The organism is Pseudorhodoplanes sp. (assembly GCF_050250235.1).
Classification (GTDB): Bacteria; Pseudomonadota; Alphaproteobacteria; order Rhizobiales; family Xanthobacteraceae; genus Pseudorhodoplanes.
Window position 1 is genome coordinate 35,166 of sequence record NZ_JBFWPA010000053.1, and the last position, 12,119, is coordinate 47,284.

Annotated in this window: 7 protein-coding genes; 3 read left to right on the plus strand and 4 right to left on the minus strand. The window is 63.1% G+C overall.

Annotated features, from left to right (window positions below; all coding sequences use genetic code 11):
- The first annotated feature begins 20 nt into the window (after window positions 1–20).
- Entirely contained in the window at window positions 21–2,228 is a 2,208-nt protein-coding gene (locus AB7F49_RS21595; RefSeq protein WP_428526137.1) for an RNA degradosome polyphosphate kinase, read from the plus strand.
- 82 nt (window positions 2,229–2,310) lie between these two features.
- Complete coding sequence (gene ppx, locus AB7F49_RS21600; RefSeq protein WP_428526139.1) at window positions 2,311–3,843, plus strand: exopolyphosphatase; 1,533 nt, start codon at window positions 2,311–2,313, stop codon at window positions 3,841–3,843.
- A gap of 167 nt (window positions 3,844–4,010) precedes the next feature.
- Here the strand turns inward: ppx and hpaD are convergent, their stop codons facing one another.
- Window positions 4,011–4,862: a 3,4-dihydroxyphenylacetate 2,3-dioxygenase gene (gene hpaD / locus AB7F49_RS21605; RefSeq protein WP_428526141.1), complete on the minus strand. Its 852-nt coding sequence runs from the start codon at window positions 4,860–4,862 to the stop codon at window positions 4,011–4,013.
- Window positions 4,863–5,099: 237 nt separating this feature from the next.
- Between hpaD and AB7F49_RS21610 the strand changes: the two genes are divergently transcribed.
- Window positions 5,100–7,016, plus strand: a complete 1,917-nt coding sequence (locus AB7F49_RS21610; protein WP_428526143.1) for a PQQ-dependent sugar dehydrogenase — start codon at window positions 5,100–5,102, stop codon at window positions 7,014–7,016.
- Here AB7F49_RS21610 and AB7F49_RS21615 read toward each other — a convergent pair.
- The 3 genes from AB7F49_RS21615 to AB7F49_RS21625 are packed head-to-tail and all read right to left on the minus strand — an operon-like array spanning window position 7,013 to window position 11,974.
- The gene (locus AB7F49_RS21615) at window positions 7,013–9,088 is read right to left on the minus strand and encodes a S9 family peptidase (RefSeq protein WP_428526145.1); all 2,076 of its coding nucleotides are present in this window, start codon (window positions 9,086–9,088) and stop codon (window positions 7,013–7,015) included. The genes AB7F49_RS21610 and AB7F49_RS21615 overlap by 4 nt on opposite strands.
- A 50-nt stretch (window positions 9,089–9,138) precedes the next feature.
- The gene (rnd, locus tag AB7F49_RS21620) at window positions 9,139–10,287 is read right to left on the minus strand and encodes a ribonuclease D (protein WP_428526147.1); all 1,149 of its coding nucleotides are present in this window, start codon (window positions 10,285–10,287) and stop codon (window positions 9,139–9,141) included.
- A gap of 10 nt (window positions 10,288–10,297) precedes the next feature.
- Entirely contained in the window at window positions 10,298–11,974 is a 1,677-nt protein-coding gene (locus AB7F49_RS21625) for a thiamine pyrophosphate-dependent enzyme (RefSeq protein ID WP_428526149.1), read from the minus strand.
- Window positions 11,975–12,119 lie beyond the last annotated feature (145 nt).

A 12,119-nucleotide genomic window follows, 5' to 3' on the forward strand; every position in this document is an offset into this window, starting at 1 on the left:
GGTCTTTTCGGATCATTACCATGCAAGATCGCGCGGAAGCCATTGCTCTGACACAGGAATCCTCTGCTTCCACGCGGCCCCCCGAGGTCCGGGCTCAGAGCCTGATGGAAAGCCCCGAGCGCTTCATCAACCGTGAATTGTCGTGGCTGCACTTCAACCGCCGGGTTCTCGACGAGGCGGCCAATCCCAATCACCCGCTGCTTGAGCGGCTGCGCTTCCTTTCGATCTCCGCGAACAACCTTGACGAATTCTTCATGGTGCGCGTCGCTGCCCTCAAGGGGCAGGTGCGTGAGGGCGTTACCGACCGCTCCCCCGACGGATTGACGCCCTCCGAGCAGCTCGCGCGGATTGCCGAAGTCGTTTCGGTGCTGGCCAGCGATCAGCAGACACGCTGGCGCGAGCTGCGCGAGGAACTTGCCGCCAACGGCATCGTCATCGTCGAGGCGCAGGGCGTGAACAAGCAGGAGCATGACTGGCTGGAAGAGCAGTTCCTGTCCACCATTTTCCCGGTCCTCACGCCGCTCGCGATTGATCCGGCACATCCGTTCCCGTTCATCCCAAATCTCGGCTTCACCCTGGCTCTGCAACTGTCGCGGATCAGCGACGGCAAGGCGATGAACGCGCTGATACGCGTCCCGCACAAGATCGAACGCTTCGTGGCGTTGCCGCGCTCTGCCGACGGGGCGCTGCGGCTGATCACGCTCGAGCAGGTGGCGTGTCTGTATATCGGACAGCTATTCCCGGGATACGCCATGAACGGCGTCGGCGCGTTCCGGGTCATCCGGGACTCGGAAATCGAAATCGAGGAAGAAGCCGAAGACCTGGTGCGTTCGTTCGAGACCGTGCTCAAGCGCCGCCGCCGCGGCTCGGTGATCCGGCTCGAACTCGAACACGCGATGCCGGAAGACCTGCGGCGCTTCGTGCGGCGCGCGATGGCCGTGAGCGAGGATGAAACCTTTCTGGTCGAGGGCATGCTGGCGCTCAACGACTTGAAGGAAGTGGTTTCGATCGACCGGCCCGATCTGTTGTTCGTCCCGTATAATCCACGGTTTCCGGAACGCATTCGCGATCACGGTGGAGACTGTTTTGCCGCGATCCGGCAAAAGGACTTCGTGGTGCAGCATCCCTACGAGTCATTCGATGTGGTCGTGCAGTTCCTGCAGCAGGCCGCACGCGATCCGGATGTGATTGCGATCAAGCAGACTCTTTATCGGACCTCTGCGGAATCGCCGATCGTGAAGGCGCTCGCCGAGGCAGCCGAGGCCGGCAAGTCGGTCACCGCGCTGGTCGAGCTGAAGGCGCGGTTCGACGAGGAGGCCAATATCCGCTGGGCGCGCGACCTCGAACGCGCCGGCGTGCAGGTGGTGTTCGGCTTCATCGAACTGAAGACGCACGGCAAGCTGTCGCTGGTGGTGCGGCGCGAGAGCGGGAAGCTCGCGACTTATGTGCATGTGGCGACGGGAAACTATCATCCGATCACCGCGCGCATCTATACCGACCTGTCCTACTTCACTGATGATCCTGTGATCGCGCGTGACGTCGGGCGCATCTTCAATTTCATTACCGGCTATGCGGAGCCCGCCGAACTCGAAGTGATGGCGGTCTCGCCGGTTTCGCTGCGCAAGAGAATCTACGAGCATATCGACGCCGAGATCGAACATGCAAAGGCCGGACGTCCCGCTGCGATCTGGCTGAAGATGAACTCGCTGGTTGATCCGGGCATCATCGACAAGCTGTATCAGGCCTCGCAGGCCGGCGTTGCCATAGACGTCGTGGTGCGCGGTATCTGTTGCCTGCGGCCTGAACTGCCGGGCCTCTCCGACAATATCCGTGTCAAGTCGATCGTTGGACGTTTTCTCGAGCATTCGCGCATCTATTGCTTCGGGGCGGGCCATGGGCTGCCGCACCCGAAGGCTGTCGTCTATATTTCTTCAGCCGACATGATGCCGCGCAATCTCGACCGTCGGGTCGAGGTTCTGTGCCCGATCACCAATCCCACCGTGCATGAGCAGGTGCTCGACCAGATCATGGTGGTCAATTTCAACGACAACGAGCAGAGCTGGAAAGTCTTGCCTGACGGCACCGCAACCCGCATAAGGCCCGCGAAAGGCGAAGAGCCTTTCAATGCTCAGAAATACTTCATGACCAATCCGAGCCTGTCGGGCCGTGGAAAATCGCTCAAAGAGTCAACGCCGCGCCGCCTCAGCCGCCGCCAGGACCGCCGCTAGCAGGACCGCCGCCGGCGGGACCGGCCGCAACAAGGAGGCCCGGTCTGCGCGGGGCCGGGCGGAACCCCGCAAACCGAAAAAAATGCCGATCGAGGCCTTTCCGCTGGCGGAGACCGCACAAGGCAGGCTCGATCACGGACCGGCTGTCGCGGTCATCGATATCGGCTCGAATTCGGTACGGCTCGTGGTTTATGAAGGGTTGACCCGCAGTCCGACGCCAATCTTCAATGAAAAGGTACTGGCCGGCCTCGGCCGCCAGGTGCAATCCACCGGTCTGCTCGCCCCCGATGCGGTGACCGAGGCCCTGCTGGCCTTGCGCCGGTTCCGCGCACTTTGTGACAACCTGAGGGTCGGACGCGTCTTTGGCATTGCCACTGCCGCCTGCCGCGACGCCCAGAACGGACCGGCCTTCATCGAAGAGGCTGAGCGAATCTGCCGGATCAGAATCGACATTCTGTCCGGCAAGCGGGAAGCCGAGCTTGCCGCGCTTGGCGTCGTGTCCGGGATTCATCAGCCGGACGGGATCACCGGCGACCTCGGCGGAGGATCGCTCGAACTGATCGACGTGCGCGGCCAGAAGATCAGGCGCGGTGTAACGCTTCCGCTCGGCGGCCTCGCCCTGAAGGACGTCTCAGGCCAATCGCTGAAACGCGCCCAGAAGATCGTCGCGAAGGAATTGTCGGACATACCGTTTCTGAAGTCCGGCAAGGCGCGAACGCTATATGCCGTGGGCGGCGCATGGCGCGCGCTTGCCAGCCTGCATATGGCGCAGACCGGCTATCCACTGCACGTCATGCACGGCTATACGCTGCGCGCACGCGAGGCGCTCGAATTCTGCGAATTGGTGGAGCGCGTCGATCCCGAGACCCTGTCGAACATCGAGGTGGTGGCAACAGCACGGCGTCCGCTGCTCGGCTATGCCGCGGTGGTACTCGGCCGGCTGATCCGCAAGGTCAGGCCAGCGCGCGTCGTCGTGTCGGCGCTCGGCGTCCGGGAGGGATTGCTCTATTCGCTGCTCCGTGACCGTGAGAGAAGGAAGGACGCACTGATCGACGCCGCCCGCAATCTCAATCTGTTGCGTTCGCGCTCGCCGCAACACGGCGATGAACTGGTGACATGGACCGACCGCTTCATGGATTCGAGCGGTATCGACGAGACCGCGGATGAACGGCGGTTGCGCCATGCCGCCTGTCTCGTTGCAGATGTCGGCTGGCGGACGCATCCGGACTATCGCGGCGAACAATCGTTGAACCTGATCGCGCACGCGGATTTCGTGGCGCTTGATCATGCCGGACGCGCTTATCTCGCGCTCGCCGTGTATTTCCGCCATGTCGGCATCACCCATGACGACGAATTGTCGCCGCGGCTGAGGGAACTCGCCTCGACCCGCATGCTCGATCGTGCGCGTATTCTCGGTGCGGCGATGCGGGTTGCCTATATGGTGTCGGCATCGACGCCCGGGGTGTTGCCGAAGACTCCGCTTCGGGTGGAGCGCGGCACGCTGGTCCTGCGGCTCCGGGGCCCCAACGCTGCGCTCAACGGCGAGCGCGTCGCCAATCGGATGCGTACGCTGGCGCGGCTGATCGGACGCGAACCGCTGGTGATCGAGGAATAACACTCGCCAGCGCGGCTACGCTGGCGGATGCAAAGGGCATTCTTCAGCGCCTCGCGCCCATTCATGAGTTGCAAGAGGTGCAGAGGCGCAGGGCGCTGATGCTATCCTGATGCCCCCCGGGGGCGGCCATGCGCGGCCGGCCCCGGAGCAGCGGGCCCGACGTGGTCTTACGCGTTCAGATGAAATTCGACAGCGACCTGTCCGCTGCCGCTCGACGGGAAATAGTCGCAAAGCTGCTCGGCCTTGCCGTCGTAGCGGTCCCAGCCCAGCGCGCCGAACAGCATCACGGTATCGGCCATCAGGGCTTCGCCGTTGCACTTGCGGGTATAGTCCGGAAGCATTGCACAGAATTCCGCGAACCGCCCGTCGCGCCATAACTCCAGCACGCGCAAATCCATCTGCCGGTTGAACTCGCTGGAAATGCGGTTCCAGGCTTCAGGCCCGAGTTTTGCATTTTCGAACAGCTGATGCGACAGCGAACCGCTGGCCAGCACCGCGACCTTGTGCCTGGACCGCTTGATCGCGCGGTGCACGGCGGCGCCAAATTTTCGATTCTCGTCAACCGATGCAAATACCGGAGAGGCAATCGGCACCACCGACAGCGTCTTGTCCAAATTCATGTAATGCATCGGGACGATGGTGCCGTATTCAACCGGCATGGTCGGAATCTGGTGGGCAAGCGCCAGCGGTCCGTCCCTGGCTGTTTCCGCGGCGATCATGTCGGCGAGGTCCGGATTGCCCGGAAAGTCGTAAGTCACATCGTTGATCATGTGCGGCGCTTCCGGGCTGGTATAGCTGCCGCGATGCCAGGGATTGGCGTTGATATGGAAGCCGAAATTCGAGATCCAGTGCGTGTCGAACACCACGAAAGTGTCGGCGCCGCGCTCTCGCGCGCGCTGCCCGGTCAGCTTCAGCGCATTGATCGGGCCATCGCGCGTGCCCTTGAGCGGTTCAATGCGTTCCGAAAGCATCAGCGACGGCACATGCGTGATCTTGGCGGCCAGAACCAGTTCGCCCATCGGCGGCGCTCCCGGAAGCAGTTTCAAAAAAACAGCTTAGGAACGCGGGCTCGCACCGATTTGCGATAGGTCAAAGGTGACGCGCTTCATGCGCGCTCCTTGACGCGTTTCACTCAATTTTCCGTACGTTGAGCGGACCAGGCTTCCAGAGCGTTATCCTCGACGGTGATTTTCCGCATGGAGGCGGAACGATTTGCCACCGAACAGCCGTTGAGAGGGCGATATGGAGGCTGTGACATGCCGGTGCGCGCTCTTATCGCGGGAACGGATGCGGCGGAAACGATCGGGGGAACCGCGCAGGCGGACCTGATCTACGGTTTCGACCCGGACGGCCCTCAGGGAGATGTGACGGCAATCATCGCAACGAGAGTCGCGTCCGGCCTCAGCCTTCCTCTGTTCGCGGTGGCGCCCGCAGGCGACCCGTCCCGCCTGTTCGTGGTCGAAAAGGGCGGCACGATCAAGATCATCAACCTAGCGACCGGTGAGGTTGCCGCTAGTCCCTTCCTTGCGATCTCGGACATTCTCACCAATGGAGAGCGCGGTCTCCTCGGCCTTGCCTTCGACCCTGACTATGGCAGCAACGGATACTTCTACGTCAACGTCATCGGCGCGAGTGGCGCGACGGAGATTCGCCGCTATCAGGTCTCGGCCGACGACGTCAATGTTGCCGATCCGTCCAGTGCGACACTGATCATCAGTATCCCGCAGGAGCCGTTCACGAATCACAAGGCCGGCTGGATCGATTTCGGGCCGGATGGCTATCTCTACATCGCGACGGGCGATGGAGGCAGCAGCGGCGATCCGAACAACAACGCGCAGAACCCCGACTCGCTGCTCGGAAAAATCCTGCGCATCGATGTCAACAACGACGACTTCCCGGGCGATCCGAACCGCAACTATGCGATCCCGCCGGACAACATGTTCGTCGGCATTGCGGGCGCCGACGAAATTTTCGCCACCGGTCTGCGCAATCCCTGGCGCGACAGCTTCGACCGCGGGACGGGCGCATTTTACATCGCGGATGTCGGTCAGGGCGCGTGGGAAGAGATCAATCTGGGCCAGCTTGGGGCCAACTACGGATGGCGGGCATTTGAGGGGCCTGCGATCTTTTCCGGCGAGGAGCCGGGTCCCGGTGCTCTGACCGATCCGATCCACGCCTATAACCACAGCATCGGCGTCTCGATCACCGGCGGATACGCGTATCGCGGCGGCAGTGATGGCCTGCAAGGGCAGTATTTCTTCGCCGATCTGTCGGGCCGGATATTCACCCTGCGCTTCGATGGCACCGCGTGGGTTGCAACGGAGCGGACCGGGCAGATCGTCCCTGACGCAGGATCGATCGGCTTCATCACCTCGTTCGGACAGGATGCCTTGGGCAATCTCTATGTGATCGATGGCCGTGACGGCGAAGTGTTCCGGCTGACGCCGGAGGTCACATCGGCAGACGGGAAGGACGTTCTCGACGGCTTCGGCGGGGACGACATGATGTTCGGCGGCGCCGGCAACGACGTCATTCGGGGCGGCGAGGGCTATGACGAGTTGCGCGGTGGTCTGGGCAACGACGCGCTCGATGGCGGAGCCGACAACGACGTTCTCGACGGCGGCCCCGGCAACGACAAGATGACGGGTGGTACGGGCGACGACCTCTATTTGGTCGACAGCAAGGGCGACAAGACAATCGAGCGCGCCGAGGGCGGTTTCGACACCGTGATTGCGTCGTGGTCCTGCAAGGTCGGAAGCAATGTGGAGGTGCTGCAGTTGGTCGGCACGGCTCCACTCTCGGGCACCGGCGGCAATACTGCGAATACGCTGATCGGAAATGCCGGCAGCAATGTGCTGAAGGGGCAGGGCGGCGACGATCGGCTCGAAGGCCGGGGAGGAAACGACGTGCTGACGGGCGGCAAGGACTTGGACAGGTTTGTCTTCAAGGGCGGGTTCGGCGACGATGTGGTGACGGATTTCCAGGGCAACGGCGCGGGGCAAGGCGACGTGATCGAATTCGAATCGGCACGCTTTGCGGATTTCAGCGCGGTGCTGGCGGCGATCACCGATACCGGCAAGGACCTCGTGATCGCCGCAGGAAGCGATTCAATCACGCTCAAAAAGATCAAGGACGTGTCGCTCCTGGATGCGAGCGACTTCGCCTTCGTCTAGGCGACTGCGTCGCTTTCGTTTCCCACCTGAACGAGAAAGAACGCAACTTCCTCGGCGGCCTCTTCCAGCGCTGTGTAGCGGCCCGACTTGCCGCCATGGCCCGCGCCCATATTGGTCTTGAGCAGCAACGTCTTGCGGCCGGTCCCGGTGGCGCGGAGTTTCGCCACCCACTTGGCCGGCTCCCAATAGGTGACGCGGGGATCGTTCAGCCCGGCCGTGACCAGCATCGCCGGATAATTCTGCGCGGACACATTGTCGTAGGGGCTGTAGCTCAAAATATAGTCGAACGCGGCCTTGTCGGTGATCGGGTTGCCCCATTCAGACCATTCACCGGGTGTGAGCGGCAGCGTTTCGTCGAGCATGGTATTGAGCACGTCGACAAACGGGACATGCGCGGCGACCGCCCCGTAGATGTCCGGTGCCTGATTGACGATCGCGCCCATCAATTCGCCGCCGGCCGAGCCGCCGGCCGCGGTGACGCGACCCGGAGCGGCGAAGCCCTGTTCGATCAGATAGCGCGTCACATCCACGAAATCGTTGAAGCTGTTGGTGCGCTTGAACAGCTTGCCGTCCAGATACCATTGATAGCCGAGATCGTCGCCGCCACGGATATGGGCGATCGCGCAGGCAAAGCCGCGGTCGAGCAGCGAGAGCCGGTTGGTCGAAAATCCGGGCGGGATCGCGTGCCCGTAGGCGCCATAGCCATAGACATGCAGAAGGCCCGTGCCGTCCTTGACGAAATCGCGGCGATAGACGACGGAAACCGGCACCATCACGCCGTCCCGCGCCGGTGCCACGAGGCGCTCGGTGACGTATTGCGAGGCGTCATACCCGCTCGGAATTTCGCGGACTTTCAGTGTTTCGAGCCGGCCGTCGGCCAGATGATAGTCGTACACCGTGTTCGGCGTGACCATCGACTGATACTGAATGCGGAGCCGGTCGACGGCATATTCCGGATTGTTGCCAAGTCCTGCGACGAAGCTTGCTTCGGGAAAGCCGACATAATGCTCCTTCCCGTCGCCGTAATCGCGCAGCCTGATCTGCGACAGCCCGTCGGCGCGCTCCTCGATGACCATCAGGTTCCGGAAGGTGGTGAGGCCGAGAATGTAATGGCGGTCGCTGCCGGCGATGACCTCGGTCCATTGCGCCGGTTCCGAAACCGGCGCGGTGACGACGCGGAAATTCAGGTGCGTGTCGTTGGTGCGGATGAAGAGAGTGCCCTCGCGCTCGTCGAGATCGTAGAGGCGATCGGTGATGCGCGGCGAGACGAGGACGGGCCCGGCGGAGAAGTCAGCCAGCGGAATGAGATGGATTTCGTTGGTGGCGTGATCCCCGGTGGTGAAGGTCGCGAAGCGGCGCGACTGCGTGCGGCCGAGACTGACGGTGAATTTCGGGTCCTGCTCGCGATAGATTTCGCGGTCGGCGCCCTGTGGATCGCCGAGCTTGTGGTGCCAGACCGCCTTTGAGCGCCAGTTTTCGTCGGCGTCGGTATAGAGAAAGCTCCTGGAATCGGCGGCCCAGATCAGGCCGTAGCGCCAGTTCTCGATCGTGTCGGGGAGTTCGTCACCCGTCGTGAGATCGCGGACCTTGAGAACATAGCGCTCGGACCCGCTGGTATCGACCGCATAGGCGAGCAACCGTCCGTCCGGGCTGACAGCCTGCCCGCCAAGCCGGAAATAATCGTGGCCCGCGGCCAGCGCGGGTTCGTCGATCATGATCTCATCGGCACCGCCGGTGAATTTGCGCCGATACCATTTCGGGTATTCGCCGCCGGCGTCGAAGGCGTACCAGTAGACGAAATCTCCGTCCTTCACCGGCACGCTGGAATCATCGTCCTTGATCCGACCTTTCATTTCCGCGAACACGGCATCGACCAATCCGCGATGTGACTTCATCGCCGCTTCGAACCACGCATTCTCCGCATGGAGATAGCCGAGGATTTCGGTGTCCGTAACCTCGGGATAACCGGGATCACGCAGCCAGGCATACGGGTCTTCGAGCGTGATGCCGTGGTGCGTGAATGCATGCGGTACGCGCTTGGCGGTGGGGGGATCGGCAGGTGTGTCCGTCATGTTCCGTGACTGTGTTTGAGCCGAACCCGTCGGGCGCCGGAAAACGATTCTCAATCCCGCTCGATCGCCGACACGCGGCCCTTTTCGATCGCGAGTGCGAGCCTGCCGGATTTCAGCGCCAGAGCCTTATCGCCGAACAATTCGCGTCGCCAGCCCTTCAGCGCCGGAACGTCGGCGTGATCCTCGGTGGCGATCCGCTCCAGATCGTCGACGGTGGCGATGACCTTGGCGGCCACCGCGTGTTTCTCGGCGGTCATCCGCAGCAGAACCTTCAGGAGCTCGACGATCGCCGAACCGTTCTGTTGCGGTTTGCCGCGCTCGATGACGGGCAATGACTTGAAGTCACGGGCGAGGCCGCGCTTGACCACGTCCGGGATTTCAAGGCCCCAGCGCGAACGCTCAAATCCCTTGGGCAAGGACCGCAGCGACGAGAGCCGCTCGATCGTGGTCGGCGCCTGGATCGCGATGTCGGCGACGAGATCGTCCTTCAGGACGCGCCCGCGCGGCACGTCGCGCGCCTTGGCCTCGCGTTCGCGCCAGGCCGCAACCTCCATCAGGACCGCAAGTTCCTTCGGCTTGCGGACCCGGGTGCGAAGCCGCTGCCAGGCATTGTCCGGGTCCATCCGGTAGGTCTCTGGCGAGGTCAATACGTCCATTTCCTCGCTGAGCCATTCGGAGCGACCGCGCTTCTCGAGGTCGGTGCTGAGCTTGAGATAGACGTCGCGCAGATGCGTGACGTCGGAAATTGCGTACTCGACTTGCTGCTTGCTCAGCGGACGCCGCGTCCAGTCGGTGAAGCGCGACGACTTGTCGAGCGTGTCGCCGGTGATGCGCTGCACGAGCTGATCGTATGACACCGAATCGCCGTGACCGAGGACCATGGCCGCGATCTGTGTATCGAAGATCGGATGCGGGATCAGGTTGGCGCGATGCCAGACGATCTCGATGTCCTGCCGCGCGGCGTGGAACACCTTCACCACGCTCTCGTTGCCCATCAGATCGAAAAATGGCTGCAGGTCGATGTCGGGAGCCAGCGCATCGACCACGGCTGCTTCGTCCAGGCTGGCGAGCTGGGCGACGCAAAGTTGCGGATAATAGGTCGACTCGCGCAGGAATTCGGTGTCGACCGTGACAAAGGGGTGCTTCGCCATCCGCTCGCAGGCGGCGCGAAGGTCTTGAGTGCTTGTGATCAAGTCCATGTCGTGCAGGTCACCCGCGCACGCGCGGCATCATGATGAATTCCCAGGGAGACGGCATCGCATCGACCGGCATGTCGATCAGGGTCGGCCCGTCTCGGCGCTTGAAGCCGCGCTTCAGTGCCGCGCGCAATTGCGTCGGGTTGTCCACGCGCTCGGCGGCGGCGCCGAAGCTTTCGGCGAATTTTACGAAATCCGGATTGGTCAGGTCGCTTGCAATGGTGCGGCCGCCATACCATTCCTGCTGGATCAGCTTCACATTGCCGAAGGCGTTGTTGTTGAACACTACGGTCACCAGCGGGATCTTGTGGCGTACCGCCGAAGCCATCTCGGTCGCGGTATAGAGAAAACCGCCGTCGCCGGTGATCGAGATCACGGGAACATCGCGCCGGGAATCCTGCACGCCAAGCGCCGTGGCGAAGCCCCATCCGAGATTGTCCTGATAGCCGGGCGAGATGAAGGTGCGCGGTTTGTAGAACGGCATCGCAAGGCGTGCCGCAAAGCCGATCTGGGTCACCTCGTCGACGAAGATGCCGTCCTCGGGCAGTTCGGCCCGTATCGCGCCGAGGATGGCCATCTGCGGGACGAGCTTCGCCATGCGTTTGGCGAGCTTCGCCTGCCGCTCTTCCATCTCGGCCTTGCGCGACTTGCGCCGCGCATTGTGAGCGGGGAGGGCCGCGATCAGCTTGCGAAGCACGCGGGCTGAATCGCCCATCAGCGCTACGTCCGGCTTGCCGGCGCGCTCCGGCTCATCGGGATCTGCCTCGACGCGGATGACCTTCAAGTCCTTGTCGGCGCCCCAGACCGTGAGCTGTTGCAGCAGGCGGGTGCCGACGCCGATCACCACATCGACCTCCCGCCACATCTCGTGCGCCAGCGGCAGCGTGATCGACAGCGGATCGTGACTTGAGAGAATACCCCGGCCGCGGCGATAGCCCAGCACCGGGGCCTGCAACATCGCCGAGAGGCGCTGGACCTCCGTCACGGCATCCTGCGCGCCGCCGCCGCAGACGATCATCGGATTTTTCGCGGCGCCGAGCAGCTTTGCCGCGGCGGTTACGGCATCATCGTCGATCGGTGGCTCGAATACGGCGAGCGGCGCATGGTCCGCGACCGGCTCGGCCCGACCCCAGACATCCATCGCGCATTCCAGCGCCGCGGGGCCCGGCCGGTCCGTGAACATGGCTTGCACCGCAGCCGCGACCATGCGCGGCGCGTCGGCGGCGCGCGGAATGCGGCCGGAGTGGTCCACCAGCCGCTCGATGATGCCGGCCTGGTCGCGTATTTCGTGCAACTGGCCGAGATCGCGCCGGATCGTGCTTTGCGGGATCTGGCCGATCAGGGCCAGTACCGGCGCATTCATCGAATAGGCGGTGAGCAGGGCGGCACCGGTGTTCAGGAGTCCCGGCCCGGGGACCACGCAATAGGTCTGCGGCCTGCCGGTCGCCAGCGCGGCGCCCAGCGCCATATAGGCGCAACCCTGCTCATGGCGGGTATGGACCACCCGGACCTGGTTGCCGGCCTTGTAGAGGGCGTCGAAGAAATGATCGTTGTGAACGCCGGGCAGGGCATAGACCGTGTCAATTCCATGCGCGAGCAGCCCATTAACCACCGCCTGGCCGGTGGTCATCCGGACCGCCTGCGCGCTGGATTTGGGTCGGGCGGCGGTCTTCTTTGTGGGTTTCGGCATTGATTCCGTCGGGTCCCTTCGCGGCCCTCAGAATGCAGAAAGAGGCCGCTCTGTCGAGGCATTCCCTTGCCTTGACAAAGCGCGACCCCCATGCGCTTTTCCCGCGCCTCCAGCCCACATTTGCGCGCCCACACGACCCGAAAGA

Coding starts and splice junctions, on each gene's coding strand:
- AB7F49_RS21595 (WP_428526137.1), top strand. CDS start 21: ATGCAAGATCGCGCGGAAGCCATTGCTCTGACACAGGAATCCTCTGCT.
- ppx (WP_428526139.1), top strand. CDS start 2,311: ATGCCGATCGAGGCCTTTCCGCTGGCGGAGACCGCACAAGGCAGGCTC.
- hpaD (WP_428526141.1), bottom strand. CDS start 4,862: ATGGGCGAACTGGTTCTGGCCGCCAAGATCACGCATGTGCCGTCGCTG.
- AB7F49_RS21610 (WP_428526143.1), top strand. CDS start 5,100: ATGCCGGTGCGCGCTCTTATCGCGGGAACGGATGCGGCGGAAACGATC.
- AB7F49_RS21615 (WP_428526145.1), bottom strand. CDS start 9,088: ATGACGGACACACCTGCCGATCCCCCCACCGCCAAGCGCGTACCGCAT.
- rnd (WP_428526147.1), bottom strand. CDS start 10,287: ATGGACTTGATCACAAGCACTCAAGACCTTCGCGCCGCCTGCGAGCGG.
- AB7F49_RS21625 (WP_428526149.1), bottom strand. CDS start 11,974: ATGCCGAAACCCACAAAGAAGACCGCCGCCCGACCCAAATCCAGCGCG.